We start from the raw sequence: 23726 nt of genomic DNA on the forward strand, positions 1-23726 counted from the left end.
CCGGGGCGGCAAACCGACCGTTCCCTTATCCGCTACCGCGTGGAACACTTTGCCGCTCGGATGATTCGACATGTGAAACGGATTGTGTTCTGTAACAATCGGCTTCTGGGTGCCGACGGATGTGACACCCGACGCGGTCAGGATGGTGCCGCGGGGACCGATCGATGTGGATCGGGGGGCTTCTTTCTTCACTCCCGTGGGTAGGTGCGTTTCCATGAGCTTTGAGCTCGCCGACGACGACGATCTGGACTATCGCCGATCGCCGATCACCCTGCCGCGCTCCGAGCGCGAGCGTTGGCAGGCCGAGTATGTAAGGCGCTTAGGCGCAACGGATTGCGGTGTGATCGTGGCGGCCATGGTGCTCGCCCAGATCATCCGTTTCGGCGGACCCGCCGCGCCACCGCTGGCGTGGCATCTGCCCTATGAAGTCGGGTACACGGTGGTCTCCGGCGCGCTAGCGCTCGCCTGGGCCGCCTTCCTCGCGATCGGTCACACCCGATCGCCGCAGGTGGTCGGCAGCGGCACCGAGGAGTACCGGCGGCTGGTCTCGGCGACGCTGCGATTATTCGGCGTGCTGGCGATCCTGTCGCTGGTCTTCCAGATCGAGTTCGCTCGTGGCTATTTGGCGATTGCGCTACCGCTCGGTCTGTTCGGTTTGATGCTGAGCAGATGGCTCTGGCGGATCTACGCACGACAGCTACGCGGGCGAGGGGAGTACCGGACCTCGGTGCTCGTCGTCGGCTGCGCGGAGGCGGCCCAGGCGATGGCCAATGCCTTCGCGGGCGACCCGGCCTCGGGATACCGGGTGGTCGGTGTGTGTATCCCCAACGGGCTCAACGAGATCACCGAGTACATCCGGGAACCCTCGGGGCACACGTTCTCCGTGGTCGGCAGCGACCGCACCGTGCTCGACGCGGTGCGCCGCAGCGGAGCCGACACGGTCGCGGTGACCGCGACGGATCATCTCGGTCCGATCGAATTGCGCCGGATGGCCTGGGAACTCGACCCGCTCGGCGTCGAGCTGATCGTGGCACCCGGCGTGGTGGATATCGCGGGTACCCGGTTGACGAATCGATTCGTCGCAGGCGTGCCGATGCTGCACATCGCCAAACCGCAATACGATCGCGCCAAGTCGACCGGCAAGGCGGTGTTCGACATGTGCTTCGCGGCCGCGGTGCTGGTGGCGATCGCGCCGACCATGCTGGCCATCGCGATGGCGGTGAAGCTCACCAGTCCGGGTCCGGTGTTCTATCTGTCGGAGCGAATCGGGCGCGGCGGCAAGCCTTTCCGGATGATCAAGTTCCGCAGCATGTACCCCGAGGCGGAGGCGGGCGCCGACGCGCTCATCGTGGGCAACGGGGGCAACCCGGTCTTCTTCAAGATGAAGGACGACCCGCGAATCACGCCCATCGGCAAGGTGATCCGCAAGTTCAGCCTGGATGAGCTGCCACAGTTCTTCAACGTGCTGCGCGGTGAGATGAGCGTGGTCGGCCCGCGCCCGCAGGTGCAGCGCGAAGTCGACAGCTACGACGGCGAGATGCGGCGCAGGCTGCTGGTGAAGCCGGGAGTCACCGGGCTGTGGCAGGTCAGCGGCCGATCGGACCTGTCGCTGGAAGACTCGGTGCGACTTGATCTTTCCTACGTGGAGAACTGGTCCATGGTGCTGGATCTGCTACTCATCGCCAGGACGATCGGGGCGGTGACGCGCGGGGCAGGCGCCTACTGAGCCGCCGGAAATTCCTGAGCCAGTTCCATGAACACCGCGGTGTTCATGGAATAGGCGCGCTGACCTTCGTCGAGCACACGGCGGCGTTCGAGATCGTCGAGCGGCAGCACGTCGAGCATGGCGCGGTATTCGCGCTTGAACGCGGCCGGGTTGGCGACGGCGTCGAAGACGTAGAAGCGGACACCGTCGCCGCGGTGCGGCAGGTTCCACAGCCGCTCGGCGGTGTCGCGGACGATCTGCCCGCCGGACAGGTCGCCCATGTAGCGGGTGTAGTGGTGGGCGATGTAACCGGCGGGCCAGTCGCGGGCGCACTCGTCGATGCGCGCGGTGTAGGCCACGGTCGCGGGCAGTGGCTCGAGCTCGTCGCGCCACCGCGGACCGATGAGGTGGGCGAGGTCGCGCTCGAGCTCGGCGGTGCGGGCCAGCTCGGTGCGGATGAACGGCCCGGCGACCGGGTCGGCGGCGAGGCTGTCCCAGCGGGCCTCGAGCGCGCAATAGACGAACCAGAGTTGGCCGGTGTAGCGCTGATACGAGTCGATGCCGAGCGCGCCGCCGAGCATGTCGGTGATGAATCGCGAGCTCCGCGCGTCGGCGTGCTGCTCCTCGGTGGCACTGCGGATCTGCTTCGAGAACGGTGCTGCCTCTGACATGCCCGAACCACCTCACCTGTCTCGCCTGCGGGCAGCCAGCAAGTATGGCTACCCTAACTAACCTGTCTGACGATACAGGTTTCGAGTGCGGGACGCACCCGCTTGGTTCACTGAATGGGCGGCGGCCTGCGCCAACCCCTCGGCCGGATCCGCCGTACGGTCGGGCGGCGCAGCGAACCGAAGCGACGCATGATGCGCGGCCGCCGAACGGTACGGTCGAACCATTCTCCGAGGGTGACGCCGGCGGCCAGCGCGCAGCCGACGCCGAACGCGGCGAGCAACTGGTTTGCACCGATCACCAACTGATCGTTGAGTAGTGCGTTGAGGCCGCGGTACAGCTTGAGACCGGGCAGCAGCGGCGTGATGCCGGCGACCGCGACGACCAGCGGCGGAGTCAACGCCCGTCGGGCCATCAGGCCACCGGCCATGCCGATCACCGTCGCCGCGACGCCGGAGGACAGCACCGGGCCGAAGCCCGCCTGCTGCACCATCAGGAAACAGATCGTGCCCGCCGCGCCGCTGCCCGCCGCCGCGGCGAGCGCCCGCCGCTCCGCGTAACAGGCCAGCGCGAACGCGAGCGCCGCGACGGCACCGGCGACGATCTTGACGGGCAGGTCGTTCATGGCGCGCGTCGTCAACAGGAACGGCGGCACGGTGGCGCCGAGCATCGAGCCGACACGCAGCGCGATCGCGATGCCCGCGATGATGCCGCCGGTCATCATCATGACCTCGAGCATGCGCGCGGTCGCGGTGATCGGCGCACCGGTTATGCCGTCCTGGACCGCGCCGACTAGTTGTAATCCACTGAGCAGCACGGTGATTCCGGCCGCGATGATCAGTGACGGATCCACGTCGATGCCGAGTGGGCCCGCCAGCGTGGCCAGCACGACGGCGGGCGTCGCGGCGATCACGCCACCCACCATGTGCTGGAAGAAGAACGGCAGGCCGTAGCGATTGAGCACCCGATTCGACCGGTCGATGGCCAGCGTGGTGCCGAAACTGACTGCCGCGACGACGGTTCCGCCGCCGAGCAGCGCGGCGATCGCCGCGGCGAGCAGCGACCAGCCGAAGGTGGCCGTCCAGCGGTGGTAGGGATGCGGCGCCTTGGTGATGGTGTCCAGCGCAGCGCGCGCGTCCTCCGGTGCGACCACCTCGTTGCGGATGCGCCGGGTCAGCCGGTCGACGGCGGCGAGCCGGGTGAAGTCCAGCGATCGGTAGCGCACGATGCGCATGCTGCTGGCCGGCGACAGCCTCGGTCCGCGATCGGTCCAGATCCTGATGGTGTCGTAGGTGACGTCGACGTCACAGCGGACCAGTCCGTAGGTGGCGGCGATGAAGCGGACCTGGGTGGTCGTATCGATCACGCCGGTCCCCGAGGCGAGCACCACCTCGCCGACCCGCACCGCGAGATCCAGCACCTCGGCAACCGCCGCGTCGTCGGTGAGGTCGATCGGTTGCAGCGGTGAGGGTGCCGCGACGATCGTGTCCGCGGTCGCCGGACGATCGGCCACCAGCTTTCCGACCGCTTGACTCACCACCGGGATTCGTCGTCCGCGTCGGAACAGCCGTCGCCGACCGAGATGATCGACCCGCGTCTCCGTGCTGTCGCCTCCCTGCAGCGTGCTTGAATCCATGCACGCGAACGTAGTCACCTTTCGGCGACCTTCGCATCCGGGCTGGCACAACGGCCCGCCGGTCGCGTGTCGAACGCCCGAGCCGACGGTGCGCCCGGACGACGAAGGGCCGCCGTCCGGGCCGGGATCGATCAGACCCGGGCGTCTTCGCGGGCGAGCAATCCGGTCAGTGCGAGCCGCAGTTCGTGCTCCGGCTGCTCGGGCAGATCGGTGGCGCGCCAGGCGACGAATCCGTCCGGCCGGATGAGGCTCGCGCCGGTGGCGGTGATGCCGTATGCCGGGTGGAACCGGTCGTCGACATCGTCGAAATCGGTGCCGATGCGGTAGACGCCGAGATCGAGATCCATTGCGGCGGAGACTTTTTCCGCCGCTGCAAGCCATTCGCTCCCGGCCGCGCCGAGCAGCAGGGTGAACGTGCCGTCGAACAGATCGAGGGTGGACAGCGTCGTCTCGTCCTGGCGCAACCAGAGGTGCGGAGCGCGGACGCCGGGGCGACCGCTGGGGTGGCGGGGGTCTTCGACGGGCTCGTCCGGGGTGCTGGTTTCGGAGTGGATCGCGGCGGAGCGGTACCGATAGCCGAGGATCATGGTGAGGTCGTCGATGGTGGCCGCGTCGTCGCCGGTGCCGCTGTGCCTGCCCTGCAGTCGCTGCATCGCCTGATCCAGTGTGACGAATGCGACAGGACGGCGTTCGTCCTGATAGCTATCCAGAAGCGACTGGCCTGCTTGGCCTTTGAGGACCGCGGCGAGTTTCCAGGCGAGGTTGCCTGCGTCGGCGATGCCGGTGTTCGCACCGAAGGATCCGGTGGGCGGGACGACGTGGGCGGCGTCGCCGACGAAGAAGACGCGCCCGGCCCGGTAGCGGTCCGCGACCCAACCGCCGATTCGTGTGGTGGCGACCTTTCGGTTCGATCCGGCCATCAGCGGCACGAGGGTGAGTTCGAGGTGCGGGTCGCCGATCGCGCGGCGGGCCAATTCGACGCAGCGCTGCTCGGTGAACTCGGCAGCGCTCTGGCCTGTCTCGGGGCTGAAGGGGATGCCGAGTGACCAGCGGCCGAATTCGCGGCCTGGCACGAGCGCGGTGCCCTTCGTCGGCTGGTCGAAATAGCCGAGCAGGAATCGGCGGTCGCGCAGCGCGGCGCCGAGGTCGGCGTCGAAGACGAAGCTGGCGGCGTTGATCAGTTCGCCGGGTCCTTCGGCGCCGATGCCGAGTTGGGTGCGGATGCCCGCGCGATTTCCGTCGGCCGCCACCAGGTAGTCCGCGTGGATCTGCCGCTCGGCGCCGGTCGCGAGATCGCGGACCACGGCGGTGACGCCGTCCGGCGTGGCGTCGAAGGAGATCAGCTCGGTGCCGAATCGGATGTCCGCGCCGTAGTTTTCGGCGTCGGCGCGCACGACGCGCTCGAGTTCGTCCTGGTCGATCATGGCCCAGTCGGTGGGGCTGAGGGTGGCGGGCGGGCGGACCTGGGTGAGGATGTCGACGCGGAAGCGTTCCTGGCCGGCCAGGGTGTCCGCGCCGATCATCTCGGGGAAGTCGGCCAGGATCGACGTCCGGTCGCGGATCGCCTGTTCGAGTCCGAGGGCCCGGTAGATCTCCATCGAGCGCGGGTTGAACGCCCGGGCCTGCGGTTGCAGTGCGGTGGACGAGTGTCGTTCGACAAGGGTGGGGCGGATTCCGGATCTGGCGAGGAACAGTGCGGTGGACAGGCCGGTGATGCCGCCTCCGACGATGAGGACCTTGGTCTGCTGGACATCTGAGGGTGTGTGCACGGCGAGCTTCTCCTGAGCGACGGAACGGTTCGCTCATCATTCAATCGATTGAACTTCTATGTCAACTGTTTGATTGATCAACTCGCTTGGATGACTGAAACTGCTATGCGTATGTAGAATGACGTCGTGCCGTCGCCGAAACCCCGCAGGTCGCCCAAGCCGCAGGAGCGCCAGCGCGACCCCGAACGCACCCGCCAGCTCATCCTGGACGCGGCCGAGGCCGAGTTCGCCGCCCACGGATTCCAGGGCGCGCGGACCGCCGCGATCGCCACCCGCGCCGGGGTCAACCAGCAGCTGATCTCCTACTACTTCGAGGGGAAGGAAGGCCTGTACCAGGCCATGTCGCAGCGCTGGCAAGCGCGCCAGCGCGACCTCGTCCCCCCGGAAACCCCGCTGTCCGAACAGTTACGCCGCTACGCGCTCGAAGCGACACACAACCCCGACGGCGTCCGATTGATGGCCTGGGGTGGACTCCAATACAGCGGCCCCGACAGCGACCCGGACCACGCGCCGCGCGCGAAAATGCTCGAACGCAGCGTCGAGGAATTGCGCACCATGCAGGCCGCGGGCCGACTCCCCGCCGAACTCGACCCGGCCACCCTGCTGGTCATGCTGATGGCCGCCGCCATGGCCCCGACCACGCTGCCGCACGTCATCGAGGGCGTCTGCGGAACCGACCCGCGCACATCGGAATTCATCGACCATTTCGCCGACCAGGTCGCGCTACTCGTCCAAATGCTCGGGCGGGCAAGCGAATAACGCTTCGACGGGTCAGGCCGTGAGCTTCAGGATGTCGATGCCCCGGTTGTTGTCGGCTACGTAGGCGAAACCGCGGTGCCAGTACGGCGCCCAGGCGGCCGCGTCGGCCGGGCGGTAGTAGGCGATTTGCTTGGGGTTGGTCGGGTCGCTGACGTCCAGGAACCGGGTGCCCTGCGCGTAGAACGACTGGACCAGGACCTTGTCCTGAACGTCGAAGTAGTGCGCGGAGCAGTCGGCGGAGGCGGGGTCGCTGCCCTCCTGGCCCGCGACGCCCCAGGTGCCAACGGTGTTGAGGCGGTACGGTTTTTGCGGGGTCGAGCGCCAGCCCTCGCCGCCGTAGGAGCCTTCGAGGGAGGCGATGACCAGGACGCCGTCGCCCGCGCAGCCGTCGACGAAGCTTTCCTCGGTGGCGTAGATGAGATTGCCGTTGTCCCAATGTCCGCTGCCGCCACCGTCTTTCGAGCGGCCACCGACCGGACGGAAGCTATTGTGCATGAACTTGGACGGTGCGGCCGTCTCCTTGATGCCGCCGCCCGCGTAGGGGACCGGTTCGTTCGGTGTCGCCAGCCGCAGTTTGCCGGTCACCGGATCCTTGTGCATACCCGCGGTCCAGTAGCCGCGCACGCCGCCGCGGCCGGAGGCCCAGGCGACGCCGGACTCGTCCACCTGAACGTCGTGCACGTAGTCGGTCTGACCGTCGTTGCGCGCCAACTCGATCGGGTTGGGGGAGACCTTCGGCTTGCGCGGGTCCCTGACGTCGGTGACCCAGATCGGGCGGCCGCCCCAGTCGGCGGGCATATTGTCCGCCTTGGCCGGGCCGCCGGTCCACAGGTACTGGCAGTCGTTGATGCAGGTGGTGGTGTGGCCCGCGGGGACCTTGACGTAGCTGAGCACGGTCGGCTTCTCCGGCTTGGCCAGGTCGACCACGTAGATGCCGGACTCGCCGTTGTGCACATTGCCGCCGAACGCGCGTGGGTCGCGGGACAGGAAGACCCGCTTGCGCACCGGGTCGACCTCGGTGTCCTCGGTTTCCCACATGCCGGGCATGTTGAGCTGGCCGATCAGCTTCGGCGCCGCCGGGTTGGCGGTGAGGTCATAGGTCTTCAGCCCGAACTCGCCAGAGACAACCATGACGTCCCTGGGGCCGTACTGCAGGAACCGCAGCGAAATCGCGCCCTGCGCGTCGGGGACATTGCCGACCGCCTTGACGTTCTTCTCCGCACCGGGCGTCCCGGTGAGTTGCGGAGCCGCGCCGTGCGGGCCGTCCTCCTCCCCGCAGGCAGCGGCGGGCAGCACGGTGGCGGCGAGAGTCGCCGTGACGGTGATCAACAGCAAGGACGACCGGAGCAACAAGCGGCGCACAACTACCTCCCGGCGAGACGCGATCGCTATGTGACCAGGGATTCCTGGTCGTCGAGTTGACCTCACTGTAAGTGCGATGCGGGTGCGCACGATCCCCATATCGCGATAAGTCGAACTGGGGAACAACTTTCGCGTGGTGGGCCGGGAAATACCGGGTATGGCGGTGTTTTTCACGCCACGGAAAGTTAATGATGTTGGTATGCAGGGTGTGCCGCGCCACGAGTCATGGTCAGCTGTCCTTACGCGGTGGAGCCGAATGACCGGTAACACAGTGCCGCGCCTTGTTGTCGTGTTCGCGATGCTCTTGCTCGGCAGCACCGGCTGCGGCGAATCGTCAGCACCCGCACAAGCTGGCGTGCTGACGGTCGGTGTTCGCGAACCGGCCAGCCTGCTTCCCGCGGACTTGCGCGACCAAGCGGGCCGGATGGTGGTCGGCGCGCTGTGGACCCCGCTGGTCGACTACGACGCGGCCAGCGGGAAGAGCACGCCGCGGGCGGCGGAATCGGTGTCCAGTACGGACCAGACGACGTGGGAGATCAAGCTACGCGCGGACGGCCGGTTTCACGACGGGACACCGGTCACCGCGAAATCCTATGTGGACACCTGGCATACGCTCGCGGACGAGCGGTGGGCGGGCGCTGGCGCGCTCACCGAGGTACTGCGGCCCGTGGCGGTCTCCGCGCCGGACGACCACACCGTGCGGATCGTGCTCGATCGACCCTTCGGTCAGGTGCCCGCGGTGCTGGCTTCGCCTGCGCTGCTTCCCCTTCCGGCATCGGTACTGGCCTCCCGGGACTGGGCGGGCTTCGCAGCCAACCCGATCGGCAATGGCCCGTTCCGGATGGCGGAGTCGTGGCGGCCGGGCTCGGGCGGCCGGCTTGTCCGAGTCGCCGAAGCGGCCGGTAAGGCACGCGAGATCCAGTTCCGGGTGGGTGATTCCGCCGCGCAATACGACCAGGTGAAGTCGGGCAAGCTCGACCTGGCCAGCGAGGTGCCCGGCGATCGGCACGACGCCATGCATCACGATTTCGCCGATCGGCACGCGATGTGGGCGCTGCCGGAAGTCAGCTACCTCGCATTCCCCGTGTCCGATAAGCGATTCGACGACGCGCCGGTGCGCTATGCCTTCGCCATGGCGGTGGACCGCGAGGCTATGGCGGCGGATCCCCTTGCACACCAGGTCGATCCGGCGCGCGCGATACTGCCACCCGGCGTGGCCCCTGGCGAACGCTCCGGCCCCTGCCGACCATGCGTGCACGACCAGGCCGCCGCGAAGTCGTTGCTCGGTCAGGTCACCTTCGCCGGCCCGGTCGCGTTGTACTTCGATGCCGGACAAGAGCAATGGGGACGGACACTCGCCGACCAGATCGGCATCGGGCTCGCGGTCGAGGTGACCGCGAAACAGCGCGGCGACGAGACGACGCCACCCGGCGACGGTCCCTTCCTGGTGACCCGTTCGCTGAACACGTCGAGCCCGCACGAACCGCTTGCCGCACTCGCGAAGGCGGTCGGGTACGCCGACGACGGCTTCGCACAGCTGTTGGCCGCCGCCGATTCCGTTGGCGCATCGGCGGACAGCGGTCAGCTGTACCGGCTCGCCGAAAACCAGTTGCTCCGCGATCTTCCGGCAGCGCCGCTGTGGTCCGGCCACGGTCATGCGGTCTGGGCATCGCGCGTGCGTGACGTGGCGGCGATGCCGCTGCGGGGGATAGACCTCGCCTCGATCTCCATGTGAATCGGTCTCGTCTCGGCTGTGATGCAGGCCACATTTGATCTTCGGTGGAACCGTACGCGGTCTCGAGCGTCTAATCCGATGACAGACAACGTCATTCGAAGAGGGGAATTCATATGAGACTTCGCACGGCCGTCGCGTTCGGTTTCGCGGCGATCATGGGCGCGAGCCTGATTGGCGCCGGAGCGGCGGCGGCGAACCCGCCGGTGCCGTCCGACGTGCAGGTATCGGAGAACGGGTGCCCGATTCCGCCGCGAGGTCTGGACGGCAAGCCGCTGCCGCCACCGGCCGGACCGGATGGCAGGCCGCTGCCGCCCCCGTCCGACTACGACGGCAACCCCTGCCCGCCGCCTTCCTGACGGAGGTCGATGGGTAGGCGGGCCCGGACGCGGGGATCCGGGCCCGCCTACGGGGGTGCGTCCCTGGCGAAAACGTCCGATCATGGGCTGTCCCTGCGCGATAGTCGTACCGGGCAATTCGGTACGAGCAAAGGGATACGACGATGGGCAACCCGGACACCCCCACCGGCACGCGTTTCGCGCGGATCGTCGCTGCCAGTGTGGCCGGGACGACGATCGAGTTCTACGACTTCTTCCTCTATGGGCTGGCCGCGGCGCTGGTCTTCAACAAGGTCTTCTTTCCGGTAAGTGATCCGCTGACCGGTGTGCTGCTGGCGATGGTCACCTACGCGGTCGGCTTCCTCGCGCGCCCGCTCGGCGGCGTGCTGTTCGGGCACCTCGGAGATCGGCTCGGGCGGCGTCGCACGCTGTCTGTCACGTTGCTGCTGATGGGCGGCGCGACCGTGGCCATCGGTCTCATACCGTCCTATGCCAGCATCGGGATCGCCGCGCCGATCCTGTTGGTGCTGCTGCGATTGGTGCAGGGCCTCGCGCTCGGCGGGGAATGGGGCGGCGCGGTGCTGCTGGTCGCCGAGCACGGCTCGGCGGCGCACCGCGGGTTCTGGAGCAGTTGGCCGCAGACGGGTGGACCGCTGGGGAACCTGCTGGCCACCGGCGTGCTCGCCGCCCTCGGTCTCGGCGTCTCCACTACCGAATTTCAGGACTGGGGCTGGCGGATCCCGTTCCTGCTCTCGATAGTGCTTGTCGCGGTAGGGATCTGGCTGCGGCACGCGGTGGAAGAATCCCCGATCTTCCTGGAGGCGCAGCGGCGCAACGCAACCCGGGACGGCCAAGCGCCGGTACGGATCGTAGTGCGTCGCTACCGCAAACAGGTGCTGATGGCCGCGCTCGCCGACGTGGGGGAGAAGGCGACGTATTACACGTTCAGCATTTTCCTGCTCGCCTACCTCACTCAAGTCGTGCACGTGCCGAAATCCACGGCACTGACCGCGATTACGATCGCGTCCGTCTTCCAGGCCATCGCCATCGTGCTCGGCGGCGCGGTCGGCGACCGGTACGGACGACGAGTGTCCAGCGTGTTCTTGGCCGTACTGACGGGAGCGTGGGCACTCGCCGCACTACCCTCGGTCAACAGCGGCAATGCGGTGAAAATCACCGTCGTCGTCACCATCGGCCTCACCCTGCACGGCCTGCTGACGGGCGCGCAGGCCCCGTTCTTCGCCGAGCTGTTCCCCAGCGAAGTCCGCTACACCGGAGCATCATTGGGCTACCAACTCGCGACCATCGTCGGCGGCTCACTGACCCCGATCATCGGCGTCGCACTGCTGCACCGTTTTCCGTCGACCGTCCCGATCACGCTGCTCCTCTGCCTGATGCTGGCCTGCACGGCAACCGCATTCCTCTGGGCAGGCGAAACCCGCAACCGCGACTTGCGCACTGTCACACCAGATTCGACGGACAGCGCACCAACCGCCCAGCACCGATCAACACCCGCGCCCTGAGCTTGCCAACCGAGGACTTCGCGCGGTGGTGGCGGAGGGGTGTGGCTCGACTAGTGAGCCTCCGTCAACAGGCGGAGGCTCACTAATATCGAGCTGGCACAACGAGTTTGGAACTACCCGCGCTCGAACACGCTCGCGTCGTCCAGCATGGCCGCGCGCAGCATGGATTCCGGGACACCCATGCCCTCGACGAGGGTGAGGGCCTCCGGGCGGAGGCGGTCGACGAGTTCGTTGACGCCGCGGCGCACCGCCTTGGCCCGCTCGACCGACATGAACCGGTGCATGATGTACCAGTCCAGGTTCTCCTCCAGCGTGGCGTATACGTAGAGGTCGCAGACGGTTTCGGCGAGCTCGCGGGCCTCCTGATCCTGAATGCCCTCGATGCCTTCGATGAACGCTTCCAAGACCAGCCGGTCGATGTGCGCGGTGCCTGCGGTGAGGATGTGGTCCTGGGCGTTGTTGAACGCCTCGAACGGGGTGGTGTCCTTCGCGCGGGCGCGCAGCCGATGACCGGCGGTGCGCACCAGGTATTCCTCGCGGTCGGCGAACAGCTGCAGCTGCACGGCGCGCCGGGCGAGGTCGCCCTCGTCGACGGAGTCGTTCGAACCGTCCCGCAGCCGTTGGATCAGCTGACGTACGCCGGTCACCTTGCGGACCTCGTCGCCGGCCATGGTGGCGGCGAACTTCACCCAGCCCAGCGCGTCGAGGTCGCGCACCTCGTCGGAGTACGCGGTGAGCAGTTCCTTGGCGACCAGCTGGGTGAGCACCACATTGTCGCCCTCGAAGGTGGTGAACACGTCGGTGTCCGCCTTGAGGGTGACGAGCCGGTTCTCGGTCAAATAGCCTGCGCCGCCGCATGCTTCGCGGCATTCCTGGATGCCGCGGGTGGCATGGCGGGTCTGCGCGACCTTCAGGCCTGCGGCCCGCTTCTCCAGTGCCCGTTGCGAACTCGGGTTCAGATCCTGGCCGGTCTGCACGAGGTGCATCCGGCGCACCAGATCGTTCTGCGCGAAGGCCAGCGCGTAGGTCTTGGCGACGAGCGGGAGTAGCCGGCGCTGGTGGCTGCGGTAGTCGAGCAGGACGGTTTCCTGCCCGCTGTCCGGGTCGGAGAACTGCCTGCGCTTCAACGCGTATCGAACGGCGATGCTCAGCGCGACCCTGGTGCCCGCCGCGGCGGCGCCGCCGACGCTGACCCGCCCGCGCACCAGGGTGCCGAGCGTGGTGAAGAAGCGGCGGCTCGGGTTCTCGATCTCGGAGGTGTATGTCCCGTCCGGTTCGACGTCGGCGTACCGGTTGAGCAGGTTCTCCCGCGGGATGCGCACCTGATCGAACACGATGCGCCCGTTGTCGACGCCGGGCAGGCCGCCCTTGAGGCCGTCGTCGAAGGTGGTGACGCCGGGCAGGTCGGCGCCGTTCTCGTCGCGGATCGGCACCAGCAGACAGTGCACGCCACGGCCCTCGCCCTGGGTGATCAACTGCGCGAAAACCGCTGCCATCCTTGCGTGTTCGGCGGCACCGCCGATGTAGTCCTTGCGCGCCGACGGCGTCGGGGAGTGGATCACGAACTCCTGCGTGTCCGGGTCGTAGGTCGCGGTGGTCTCGAGGTGGGCGACATCGCTGCCGTGCCCGGACTCGGTCATCGCGAAACAGCCGAGCAGATCGAGCGAGATCAGCCGCTTGATGTACTCGCGATGCCGCTCGGTGCCGAGGTTTTCCACCGCGCCGCCGAACAAGCCCCACTGCACGCCCGCCTTGACCCACAGCGACAGGTCCGCGTACGCGAGCATCTCCAGCCCGGTCACCGCGGCGCCCGGCTCGCTGGTCCCGCCGTTTTCCCTGCGGAAGCCGCGCTCGGCGTAGCCCATGGTGGCGATGGCCCGCATCTGGTCGAGCACCCGCGCGCGGGCGGCCTTGTAGTCGAGGTAGGAGTCGCCGGCGAAGGTGTCGCCCGCGAGCTGGGTTCGGGCCTGCTCCCGGATCTCGCCCCACGGTCCGTCCAGTGCCGCGCGTAGGTGATCCGCCGTCGTTGCGATGCCGGTTGTCATAACTCGACATTAGCCCGCGCCACGACGGCCAAACCGTGACTGTTGACACGACATTCCGGACGGGGCTCTTGTGGCCGATTGAACGAGTGTTTAGTATATTGAACATGTGTTTAACGAACAGCCCGTACCGCAAGGACCCGCCACGGATCTGACCACGGCAGCGCGAATACGCGACGCCGCCATCGAGGTCTTCGGCGACGAGGGTTTCCAGGTCGGCGTGCGTGCCATCGCGAAGGCGGCGGGCGTCTCACCGGGTCTGGTGAATCATCACTTCGGCTCCAAGGACGGCCTGCGTGCCGCCTGCGACACGCGGGTGCTGCAGCTGATCCGCGACGAGAAGCTCAAGGCCCTCACCGCCAGCAGTGTCGCGAAGGGCATGCTGGCCGCCCTCGCCGAGATCGAAGCGTATGGACCGCTGGTCGGCTACATGGTGCGCAGCCTGCAGGCGGGCGGTCCGATGGCACGGTCGCTGTTCGATCACCTGGCCGAAGACGCCGAGGTCTACATCCAGCAGGGTGTCGACGCCGGTTCGATCAAGCCGAGCCGTGACCCGGCCGCGCGTGCCAGATACCTGATGACGCTCAACGTCGGTGCGACGCTGCTCTGGATGCAGATGCATCAGCAACCCGGCGAAAGGCTCGATTTCCGTAAGGCAATCCGTGAGTTGACCGAAGAGCTCACGGCTCCCGCTCTGGAGTTCTACACCCAGGGCATTCTCACCGACTCCACGCTTTTGGACGCCTTCATCAAGGAGCAATGATGTCCGAGGTCATTCAAATCGAAGATCTCCGTAAGACATTCGGCCACGTCGCCGCACTGGACGGGTTGAATCTCACTGTCAGAGAAGGGGAGATCCACGGCTTCCTTGGACCCAACGGGGCAGGTAAGTCGACGACCATCCGGGTGCTGCTCGGCATCCTGCGCGCCACCTCCGGCCGGCCCGAACTGTTCGGCCGCGACCCGTGGGCCGACGCGGTCGCCCTGCATCACGAACTCGCCTATGTGCCAGGCGATGTCACGCTGTGGCCGTCGCTGTCCGGCGGCGAGACGATCGATCTGCTGGCCAGGATGCGCGGCGGCATCAACAAGGAGCGTCGCGAGGAGCTGATCCAGCGCTTCGATCTGGACCCGCGCAAGAAGGCGCGCACCTACTCGAAGGGCAACCGCCAGAAGGTCGCGCTGATCTCGGCGCTCGCCTCGGACGTGCGGCTGCTGCTGCTCGACGAGCCGACCTCGGGCCTGGATCCGTTGATGGAACAGGTCTTTCGGGAATGCGTCGAGGAGGCCAAGCAGCGCGGCACCACGGTGCTGCTGTCGAGCCACATCCTGTCCGAGGTGGAGGTGCTGTGCGATCGGGTGACCATCATCCGGGCCGGACGTACCGTGGAGAGCGGCTCGCTGTCCGAGATGCGGCACCTGTCGCGAACCTCGATCACCGCCGAATTGGTCGGTGACCCAGGCGATCTCGGCCGGATCGACGGTGTCGACGACATCCAGTGGGACGGTACGACGCTGCGCTGCCAGGTGGACAGCGGACATCTCGGCGAGCTGATCCGGGTGCTCGGCGACACCGGCGTGCGCAGCCTGACCAGTGCGCCGCCTACCCTGGAAGAACTGTTCCTGCGGCACTACCACGTCGACGGCGACGCCTCGGCGCGCGCGGCGAAGAGCGGGGAGAAGGTGCGCGCATGAGCGAGCGAAGCGAGCCATTGAACACAGCACCCCCGGGGGGCATGCCGGAGCCGAGCGTCAGCGAGGCGCAGGCATGACTACCATTGCCGCGGGCCGACACTACGCCGCCCCCGCCGTGCGCGGCGCGGCCGACTTCGCGGGGACCGGCCAACTACTGCGCCTTTACCTGCGCCGCGACCGAATAATCTTGCCGCTGTGGGTGATCGCGTTCGGCATGCTGCCCGCCTTTTACGTCGCGAGCACCAAGAAGGTGTACGGCACACCGGCCGATCTCGCGAACTACGCGAAGACCATCACCGACAGTCCCGCACTCGTCGCCATGTACGGACCGGTGTTCAGCACGGATATCGGCTCCATGGCGTTGTGGAAGGCGGGACCGTACTTCGCGATGATCGGGATCGCGACGATTCTCACGGTGATCCGGCATACCCGGGTCGAGGAGGAGACCGGGCGGGCCGAACTGGTCGGCGCCACCAGCATCGGTCGCTTCGCGGGGCTCACCGCGGCGCTGCTGATGACGGCGACGGGCTGTGTGCTCGTCGGAATCCTTTCTACCGCAATGCTGTACAGCAACGACCTGCCGATCGCCGGTTCGGCGGCGTTCTCCGTGGCGCTCGCCTGTTCCGGCCTGGCGTGGGCCGGGGTCGCCGCGGTGGCCGCCCAGGTGAGCACCGGCGCGCGGATCGCCCGCGGCGTCGCGCTCGGCGCCCTCGCCGCCGCTTTCGCCGTGCGGGCGATCGGTGACGCGGGAAACGGTGTGCTGACCTGGTTTTCGCCGCTCGGCTGGTGTATTCAGATGCGGGCGTTCGCGCAGGAACACTGGTGGGTGCTGATTCCCTTGCTGGCACTCGCGGTGCTCACCGTTGGTGCCGCGTACGGGTTGCTCACCCGGCGCGATACCGGGTCCGGGCTGCTCGCCGAACGGCCTGGCCCACCGGCCGCGGCCGCCGGGCTGTCCGGCCCGACCGGGTTGGCCTGGCGCTTGCAGCGCGGCTCGCTGCTGATCTGGGCCATCGGATTCCTGCTGTACGGGCTGCTGATGGGTGGGGCGATAAAGAGCGTCGGCGACATGCTGGACAACAATTCGTCGATCAAGGACATGCTCACCCGGATGGGTGGATCAGACATGTTGCAGGATTCGTTCGTCACCTTCGCGCTGTCGCTGCTCGCCATGGGCGCGGCCGCGTACTCGCTCTCGGCGACGCTGCGACTGCACGACGAGGAAGCCGGCCAGCGCGCCGAGTCGACGCTGGCCGGTTCGGTCAGCCGGGAGCGATATGCGTTGAGCCACATCGGCTTCGCGCTGCTCGGTCCCGCGCTGCTGCTCCTGCTCGCCGGTCTGGCGATCGGTATCGTCTACGGCGCGACCGATGGTGACCTGGCGGGTAAGTTGGCCGACTCGTTGGGTGCCGCGGCGGTTCAGGTGCCCGCGGTGTGGGTGTTCACCGGCATCGCGGTGGCGATCTATGGGATCGCGCCCCGCTTCACCCCCGTCGTCTGGGGCATTCTCAGCGTCATGCTCGTGATCTTCTTCGCGGGCTCGCTGGACGGGCTGCCGCAGTGGATCGTCGACGTGGTGCCGTTCGTGCATCCGCCGAAGGTGCCCGGCGCGGAATTCCAGGTGGCTCCGGTGCTCTGGCTGCTGGTGATCGCCGCGGCGCTGCTTGCGATAGGCATCGGTGCGTTCCGCAGGCGAGACCTGCGCTAGCGGTGCGAGAGCGGCCCGCGCGTGCTGGGTGCGCGCGGGCCGCTGTCGCGTCCGTATCGCTCAGGCGGTGATGCCGAGCTTTCCGGCGAGCCGGTCGAGGTAGGCGCGCACTTCGTCTGTTGATCGGTCGGGCATGCCGAAAACGGCCTCGGTGACGCCGGCCTCGGCCCACTGCGCCAACTGCGCCGGGTTCGGTTTGCCTGCGAGGGCGATGACCTCGGGCGTGCCTTCGCGGCCTTGCTCGCGCCAGATACGGTGCAGCAGTGCGATCTTGGTGTCCACGCCGTCTTCGGTGGGAGTGGTGATCCAGCCGTCCGCGTTCTTGGCCAGCCAGGTGAACGACTTCTCGGTGCCCGCCGCGCCGAGATGCACCGGGATTCGCTTCTGGATCGGCTTGGGCCATGACCAGCTGGCGCCGAAGTTCACGAACTCGCCTGCGAAGCTGGCCTCCTCGTCGGTCCAGATGGCGCGCATCGCGTCCAGGTGCTCGCGCAGCACCGTGCGGCGTTTGGCCGGGGGCACCCCGTGATGGGCGAGTTCATCGGTGTTCCAACCGAATCCGACGCCGAGGCTGACTCGGCCGCCGGACAGGTGGTCCAGCGAGGCGATGGTTTTCGCGAGGGTGATCGGGTGGTGTTCGGCGGGCAGCGCGACCGCCGTGGACAGGCCGATCCGGCTCGTGACAGCGGCCACGGTCGCCAACGCCACCCACGGATCTAGCGTGCGCAGATACCGGTCGTCCGGCAGGCTCGCGTCACCGGTCTGCGGATGCGCCGCCGCGCGCACCACCGGGATATGCGTGTGCTCCGGCACGTAGAACGTGTCGAAACCGGCACCCTCGGCGGCTACCGCCGCGTCCTGGGGCGTGATGCCTCGATCGCTGGTGAACAACACAATCCCGTACCGCACCGTACGCGCTCCCATCCAGTAAACTAGAACAAGTTCTACCATCTTTCTCGACCGGTACCAAGGGCTTGCGGTTCATCGGCCTGCCGCGTTCGTGTTATCGATGAGTAGTTGAGCCGCCCAGCAGAGCGCGAGCACCATCGCGATGGCCACGGCGGCACCCCCGATGATGTCGGTGGGCAGGTGATAGTCGAGTCCCACCATTCCGACCGCCGCCGCGAGCAGCGCCACCACCGCCACCGCGAACGTGCTGACCCGAGCCCGAACCGAATCGACGAGCAGAATGAACGTGGTCGCGATCGCGACCAGATGCACGGTGTGCCCGCTGGGATAGGCGAGGTAGTCGTGCAGGTGCCGATCCCAGAGCGGCTTCCACAGCGCGGCGTTGAGGCCGGCGGCGAGTTCGGGAACCGCCACCATGATCGCGGCGCGCCGCCAGTGGCCGCGGTAGCCGAACCACGCGCCCGCGAGCAGCAGCAGTGGCACGAGAATGTAGGCGTTGCTGGGAATCACCAGCGCCTGGTAGATGCCGGGCCGGGTGTCGAGTGCCGCGTGGATCGGTGCGGCGAGCGCGCGATCGAACGCCGTCGGGCCGCCGTCGGGCGGGAACGTCAACGGCACCAGCGCCGTGACGGCGCCGCCCAGCGCGATGCCCCCGAGCCGGAGCAAGCCCTCGAGGCTGGTGTCTTGCCGTAGTCCGAACACCGGTCGACGATAGCTACTGACGCGTTCTTGTTATCCGACCGAGGGTCGGCGGAGCAGTCGATGGTCATCCGGCAGCGCACGGTCGGATCGGGGGTGACCTTCGAAATCTTCGCGGCCCCAGGTCAACTCGGAGATTCGGTTAACGCCTCGCGACGCTGCGGGGACTTGGTATCGTCGTATTCGATCGATGAACATTCGGGTTCGTCAATCGAAATTCTCGGCTCGGTCGGCCTGGATGCAACGTGGCTCGGGCGTATTTCGTGCCGTTGTCGCAGCCGTGGCTGTGACTGAGAGGTACCCATGGGCGATGACGTCCGGCCTTCATTGGCCGGAACATATCGGCTACCGGCCATCGTCGGCCGGACCGCCGAGCTGACCGAGCTCGGTCGATTACTCGTCGATCCTCGGGTCCGGCTGCTCACGCTCACCGGAACCGCCGGGGTGGGTAAATCCAGGCTAGCTCGAGAAGCGCTGTCGGACAGCGCATTCCATGGAGAACGTGTCGTCTTTGCCGATCTAGGCGTGGGCACCGATCGAGCAGGCGCGTGGAACGCGGTGCTGGAGAAGGTAAACCGGCGCCCGCTCGCCACCGCACCCCCATGCCTCGACCCGGTCGAAGCATGGGACGCTGTGGCCGACACATTCGGTACCGGCCGGACAATGCTGTTGCTGGACAACTGCGATCGAGTGGTCGAGCGGATTACCGCCGATGTGGCCCGGCTGTTGGAGCACTGCCCGCACCTGGTCCTCGTGGCGACCAGCCGCGTCCCGTTCCACCTGTATCGCGAATGCGTGGTGTGCGTGCGCCCGTTGCGCACCGGCCGCGACGGCGGTGACTATTACGCAGGCTCCGCACCCGCCGCCCAGCTGCTGCTCGACAGCATCGACAGCCATTACCGCGGCACGGCCGCGATGGCCGATCGGCCGGTGCTCGACGAGATCGTGCGGCAACTCGACGGCGTGCCGCTGGCCATCGAGCTCGCGGCGGGTTCGATCGCCAGGATCGGCCCGGTACGCACCCTGGATCGCATCCGGGCGGGCGCGGACCTGCGCTCGCTGTCCTATGTGGATGTGCCCGAGCGGCACCGGACCCTGCACGGCGCGGTCGAGTGGGGCCTGGACGACGTCACCCCCGAGGTGCTCGACCTCCTGCTGCGACTGTCGCTGTACGAGGCGGTGATCGATACCGACATCGCCTGCCTCGCGTCCGGGACGAGCGAGGAGGCGGCGGTCACCGCGATGGCGGAGCTGGTCCAGCGCAGCCTGCTCGAGCACACGTCCAGCGGAACGCATGGACACGGCTATCGGCTCTTCGCCACCGTTCGCGCCTACTGCCGCCAGGTACTCGCCGCTGACCCGTTGCGCGCCACCGCGATCCGTGACGATCACGTGGACCGGCTGTGTCAGCTGGCCGAGGCCATCCGTCCCCGATTCGACCAGCGCGAGCATCGGGCCGCGGCGCTGGCGGCGGCGGGCAAGCAGCTGGCGGACTTCCGCTGGGCGGTGCACCATCTGATCGACATGGGCCGGCCGGAACGGGCCGTGCGCCTCGCTGCCGACCTGGAGTCGGCGTGGATCCAGCACGGCTACCAGGCCGAGCTGGAGTCGGTACTGGCCAAGGCGCTGGAGATGAGCGACCGTGGCACCCGGTCGCACGGCGTGACGGCACCGCTGTGCCTGGAGGTGCTCGGCACCTGGGCGGCCCGGTCGGGGCGGTTACCGCGGGCGACCGAACTGCTGACGAATTCGATTGCGGCGTATCGCCGTTTCGACAGGCACGCGGACGCGACCCGGGTGAGCGTGGTGCTCGCCGCGGTGTTGATCTCGCTAGGAGACCGGGTGGCCGTCAAGGAACTGCTGGACACGGCGGTGCGGTATGCCGACGAGCTCAGTGGGCCGTGGCCGAGCCGACTGCAGGGCGCGCTGATGCTGCTGCGCATCCCGGATCCGCCGACGCGCGACGCCGAGCTTTTGGCCAAGCTGCGCGATCGTGCCAGGTGGCTGGACAGCACGGCGCGGTTGATCGGCCTGAACGCGTTGGCGCGCACGCAGATCGGACGCCGGACCGCGGATCGGGCCCAGTCACTCTACCGCGAGAACTTGGCCGACGCCGATCTGGAAACCCAAGTGCTGCAAGCGATCATCGCGCTGGAGGGCTGCGCGCTGGCGTACGACGCGGCGGGTGCCGAGTTCGCCGAACCGACGCTGACGTTGCTGCTCGCGGCTCGGCGGCTGCGGGTCGCGCACGGCATACCGCCGCTGGGTGGCGGTGATCGGGCACCCCGCGAGTCAGAGCACCGAAACACTGTCGGTGAGAGCAAGTTTCGCGAGATCGTGCGGCGGGCCGGGGAGATGACGATGGCCGACGCGGTGGCCTATGCCAGTACCGGCCCGACGCTGCCCAACCCGGACGTGTCCCCGCTTGCCGCACTGACCAACCGGCAGCGCGAGATCGCCAGACTGGTCGCCACCGGCATGACCAACCGGATGATCGCCACCGAGTTGGGCATCTCGGAGTGGACCGTCGTCAATCACGTGCGTCAGGTGATGCTCAAGCTCGGCTGTCCCTCGCGGCTGCACGTCGCGCTGCTGGTGGAACGCGACTCGCAGCCCGCGCCGGACGACACCGTCCGCGCCGAACCGGTGCTCGACGAGCCGACCACCGAGCTGCCCCGAATCACCGTGGCGCGCAAGGCATGAGGCGGCTCAGGGGCCATAAGTCAAGATCGCGCTGATGACGAACCACAGCATCCAGGCGAAGGCGATCAGCATGCCGATCGCCAGGGTGATCCGCATGAAGGCGCGACCGAAATCCATGTCCCTGGTTTCCCGCGGATACAGCTTCCACGGGCTGTACCAGGGCGCCTCGACCGCGTAGACCGGCCGGTGCGCCTCGCGCTCGGCGTGTGCCAGCTCCTCCGCGTAGGCCTCGGCCTGCGCCTGGTTCGGGCCGCCGTGCCACAGCGTGATGTCGATCGGGCCGAGGAAACCCTCGTTCAGCAGTTCCTGCGGGGCGGGCAGGTAGGGCAGGATGCCGAGGCCGCGGAAGGCGATGGCGACATCGTTGGCCGTCCACAGGTGCTTTTCCTGCTCGGCGAGCGCGTCGAAGTAGTGCCGGAGTGTGCCGGGATCGTCGCCGAGGATCACGTCGAAGCTGGGGTCGCTCCATGCCTGCTTGATCTTCAGCTCGGCACCGCGCAGCGGGACGACCAGCGCGAGCCCGTGCACCGCGCGCTGACCGAGGCCGCGCGCGGCCAGCCAGTTCTGCAGCGCGAAGGTGTGCTCGCGGGACTTCTCCAACGGGGTGCGCCGGTCCCGGCCCTCCATCACGGCGGGGTCGCCGTTGATCGTCCACTGGCCGTTGAGCGGGATCTCCAGCACGCCGTCCTGCCGGGCAACAAGCGCCTCGGCCTCGATCACCACGCAGCTGGTCGGCGTCCACACCACCGCGTCGAACTGGTGCAGCCGATCCTTGTGGAACAGACTGCAGTTGATCGTGGCGACGCCCTTCGGACTGCCCGCGTCTTTCCAGGTGCGTAACCAATCGATCAGCGCCCGCTCGGCATTGGTGCCTGCGGCGTTCTGCACTCGCACGAGCATTAACGACCGCCCTTCACGTCGACACTCGACAGTGCCAAGGATACGAGGTGTGCGGGCGAATTCGCCGCGCTCATGGCAACAGTCGGCGTGTTGGTATCGAGATCACTCCGGTTGTTCGGCCGCGATCTTGCCCGCCTCGACCGCCTCGACCAGTGCGGCGTGGTCGGATTCGGTGCGGTCGGCATAGCGGACCGCGAAATCGGCGACCGCGTCGTCGAACCGCTCGTCGTCGCCGAGATAGCCCGCGAGCAGGCGTGGGTCGAGCGAGCGCGCATGCGCGCGGGCCAGCAGCGCGCCGGCCAGCCTGCCATAGTCGTCGAGGTCGGCGGCGGACAGGCCGGCCGGGTCGATGCTGCCCTTCAGATTGCGGAATTGCCGGACGATGAACGGCAATTCGATGCCGTCGCCGGTCGGGTCGACGCTGGTCCAGCCGAGCAGGATGTCGCTCTCCGACTGAACGAGCCTGGCGCCCCGCACGATTCGCTTGCCCTCGTGCTTCGGCGGCGGCGCGGGCAGGTACGGCGCGAGCGCGGACGGGTTGGCCTGCTTGATCTGCAGGACCAGCGCCTCACCCTCGTTGCCGTGCAGCAGCGCGACATAGGTGTGCAGGCCGACGCTGCCGGTGCCGACGATGCGGAAGGCGATGTCGGACACCGCGAATCGGGCGAGCAGGTGGCGCCGCGACCGCCGCAGCGTATCGGCGTAGCGCTGCAGCCCGTCGGTGATCGCGTTCGTGACGTGTTCGTCGACCGGGGTGAGAATCGGTGGGTCGCTGATGAATCGGTGCTTCTTGATGCCGGTGTTGTGGTCCTCGAGGTGTTCGGTCCACTTGGCGACCACCTTGGCGCTGGTGTTCTTGCGCGCCTTCTTCGCGGCCTTCTTGAAGTCGTCGATCAGGTCGTGCGCCGCGGCCTGGTCGAGCACCGACTCGTCGGGCAGCGCGCTCCACGATTCCAGGAACGGCTGCTCGGCGAGCTGGTCGGCCGCGAGGCGGTAGGCGCGGGCCGCGTCGTGCGCGGCCGCGCGGCAGTCGTCCTCGCCCGCACCGCTTTCCCGGCCCGCCAGTACCAGGCTGGCCGCCAACCGGTCCAGATCCCATTCCCACGGCCCGGCGATGGTCTCGTCGAAATCATTGATGTCCATGATGATTTCGCCGCGCGGCGTGCCGTACAGGCCGAAATTCGCGGCATGCGCGTCGCCGCAGAGTTGCGCGGTGAGTCCGGTGTCCGGTCCGCCGGCCAGATCGGCGGCCATCAGCCCGGCCGCGCCGCGGTAGAAGGTGAACGGGGACGCCATCATCCGGCCGATCCGCAGCGGCACCAGGTGCGGGAGACGGCCCGCGTTGCTCGCCTCGATGAAGTCGAGCACCTCGGGCCGCCGCGCTCCCTCGGCCGCCCGATCGCGAGCGGTGACCGGGACTCGGTCGCGCAGCGCCTTGCCGCGGGCGCGCACCTCCGCCGCGGGGACATAGGAGCGTAGATCGAGAGGACTGTCTGACACGATGCTGACGCTAGCGGGTGCCAGCGCCTGGCACGGTGTCGGTTTCGCCACGTTCGACGCTTACCGGGCATGCCGCC

18 protein-coding genes are annotated in these 23726 nt (G+C 67.9%); 9 read left to right on the forward strand and 9 right to left on the reverse strand.

What is annotated here, in order from left to right; genetic code table 11:
- Positions 1-214: 214 nt before the first annotated feature.
- Positions 215-1726 (forward strand): sugar transferase, encoded by a 1512-nt coding sequence (locus tag ACIBCN_RS21460; protein ID WP_396993378.1) that lies wholly within the window; start codon positions 215-217, stop codon positions 1724-1726.
- Here the strand turns inward: ACIBCN_RS21460 and ACIBCN_RS21465 are convergent.
- From ACIBCN_RS21465 to ACIBCN_RS21475, 3 genes are all read right to left on the reverse strand, one after another.
- A complete protein-coding gene (locus tag ACIBCN_RS21465) occupies positions 1720-2376 on the reverse strand; it encodes a heme oxygenase (biliverdin-producing) (protein WP_396993379.1) in 657 nt (218 codons plus the stop codon). The genes ACIBCN_RS21460 and ACIBCN_RS21465 overlap by 7 nt on opposite strands.
- A gap of 107 nt (positions 2377-2483) precedes the next feature.
- The gene (locus tag ACIBCN_RS21470) at positions 2484-4010 is read right to left on the reverse strand and encodes a threonine/serine exporter ThrE family protein (protein ID WP_396993380.1); all 1527 of its coding nucleotides are present in this window, start codon (positions 4008-4010) and stop codon (positions 2484-2486) included.
- A gap of 131 nt (positions 4011-4141) precedes the next feature.
- A complete protein-coding gene (locus ACIBCN_RS21475; RefSeq protein ID WP_396993381.1) occupies positions 4142-5779 on the reverse strand; it encodes an FAD-dependent oxidoreductase in 1638 nt (545 codons plus the stop codon).
- Between the two features lie 126 nt (positions 5780-5905).
- Between ACIBCN_RS21475 and ACIBCN_RS21480 the strand changes: the two genes are divergently transcribed.
- Positions 5906-6538, forward strand: a complete 633-nt coding sequence (locus tag ACIBCN_RS21480) for a TetR/AcrR family transcriptional regulator (protein ID WP_396993382.1) — start codon at positions 5906-5908, stop codon at positions 6536-6538.
- A gap of 12 nt (positions 6539-6550) precedes the next feature.
- Here the strand turns inward: ACIBCN_RS21480 and ACIBCN_RS21485 are convergent, their stop codons facing one another.
- Complete coding sequence (locus ACIBCN_RS21485) at positions 6551-7900, reverse strand: LVIVD repeat-containing protein (protein WP_396993383.1); 1350 nt, start codon at positions 7898-7900, stop codon at positions 6551-6553.
- Between the two features lie 256 nt (positions 7901-8156).
- Between ACIBCN_RS21485 and ACIBCN_RS21490 the strand changes: the two genes are divergently transcribed.
- From ACIBCN_RS21490 to ACIBCN_RS21500, 3 genes are all read left to right on the forward strand, one after another.
- Positions 8157-9635, forward strand: coding sequence for an ABC transporter substrate-binding protein (locus ACIBCN_RS21490; protein ID WP_396993384.1), 1479 nt, complete (start codon positions 8157-8159; stop codon positions 9633-9635).
- Between the two features lie 113 nt (positions 9636-9748).
- The gene (locus ACIBCN_RS21495) at positions 9749-9991 is read left to right on the forward strand and encodes a hypothetical protein (protein ID WP_396993385.1); all 243 of its coding nucleotides are present in this window, start codon (positions 9749-9751) and stop codon (positions 9989-9991) included.
- A gap of 143 nt (positions 9992-10134) precedes the next feature.
- Complete coding sequence (locus ACIBCN_RS21500; protein WP_396993386.1) at positions 10135-11493, forward strand: MFS transporter; 1359 nt, start codon at positions 10135-10137, stop codon at positions 11491-11493.
- Positions 11494-11606: 113 nt separating this feature from the next.
- Here ACIBCN_RS21500 and ACIBCN_RS21505 read toward each other — a convergent pair whose 3' ends face one another.
- Positions 11607-13538, reverse strand: coding sequence for an acyl-CoA dehydrogenase (locus ACIBCN_RS21505; RefSeq protein ID WP_396993387.1), 1932 nt, complete (start codon positions 13536-13538; stop codon positions 11607-11609).
- A gap of 106 nt (positions 13539-13644) precedes the next feature.
- Here ACIBCN_RS21505 and ACIBCN_RS21510 point away from each other — a divergent pair, with 106 nt between their 5' ends.
- From ACIBCN_RS21510 to ACIBCN_RS21520, 3 genes are all read left to right on the forward strand, one after another.
- Entirely contained in the window at positions 13645-14298 is a 654-nt protein-coding gene (locus tag ACIBCN_RS21510) for a TetR family transcriptional regulator (protein ID WP_396993389.1), read from the forward strand.
- Positions 14298-15230, forward strand: coding sequence for an ATP-binding cassette domain-containing protein (locus ACIBCN_RS21515; RefSeq protein ID WP_396993390.1), 933 nt, complete (start codon positions 14298-14300; stop codon positions 15228-15230). Before ACIBCN_RS21510 ends, ACIBCN_RS21515 begins: the two co-directional genes overlap by 1 nt.
- Before the next feature lie 73 nt (positions 15231-15303).
- The gene (locus tag ACIBCN_RS21520; protein WP_396993391.1) at positions 15304-16938 is read left to right on the forward strand and encodes an ABC transporter permease; all 1635 of its coding nucleotides are present in this window, start codon (positions 15304-15306) and stop codon (positions 16936-16938) included.
- Between the two features lie 60 nt (positions 16939-16998).
- Here ACIBCN_RS21520 and ACIBCN_RS21525 read toward each other — a convergent pair whose 3' ends face one another.
- Together ACIBCN_RS21525 and ACIBCN_RS21530 are read right to left on the reverse strand one after the other, a co-directional pair.
- Positions 16999-17847 (reverse strand): LLM class F420-dependent oxidoreductase, encoded by an 849-nt coding sequence (locus ACIBCN_RS21525; RefSeq protein ID WP_396993921.1) that lies wholly within the window; start codon positions 17845-17847, stop codon positions 16999-17001.
- A gap of 72 nt (positions 17848-17919) precedes the next feature.
- Positions 17920-18549, reverse strand: a complete 630-nt coding sequence (locus tag ACIBCN_RS21530; protein ID WP_396993392.1) for a phosphatase PAP2 family protein — start codon at positions 18547-18549, stop codon at positions 17920-17922.
- Between the two features lie 300 nt (positions 18550-18849).
- Between ACIBCN_RS21530 and ACIBCN_RS21535 the strand changes: the two genes are divergently transcribed.
- Entirely contained in the window at positions 18850-21249 is a 2400-nt protein-coding gene (locus tag ACIBCN_RS21535) for an ATP-binding protein (RefSeq protein WP_396993393.1), read from the forward strand.
- A 6-nt stretch (positions 21250-21255) separates the two neighbouring features.
- On the opposite strand, the gene ACIBCN_RS21540 is transcribed toward ACIBCN_RS21535, so the two are convergent.
- Together ACIBCN_RS21540 and ACIBCN_RS21545 are read right to left on the reverse strand one after the other, a co-directional pair.
- Positions 21256-22137, reverse strand: coding sequence for a nuclease-related domain-containing protein (locus ACIBCN_RS21540; protein WP_396993394.1), 882 nt, complete (start codon positions 22135-22137; stop codon positions 21256-21258).
- A gap of 114 nt (positions 22138-22251) precedes the next feature.
- Positions 22252-23649 (reverse strand): DUF2252 domain-containing protein, encoded by a 1398-nt coding sequence (locus ACIBCN_RS21545; RefSeq protein WP_396993395.1) that lies wholly within the window; start codon positions 23647-23649, stop codon positions 22252-22254.
- Between the last annotated feature and the right edge of the window lie 77 nt (positions 23650-23726).

This window comes from Nocardia sp. NPDC051052, assembly GCF_044456045.1.
GTDB lineage: Bacteria > Actinomycetota > Actinomycetes > Mycobacteriales > Mycobacteriaceae > Nocardia.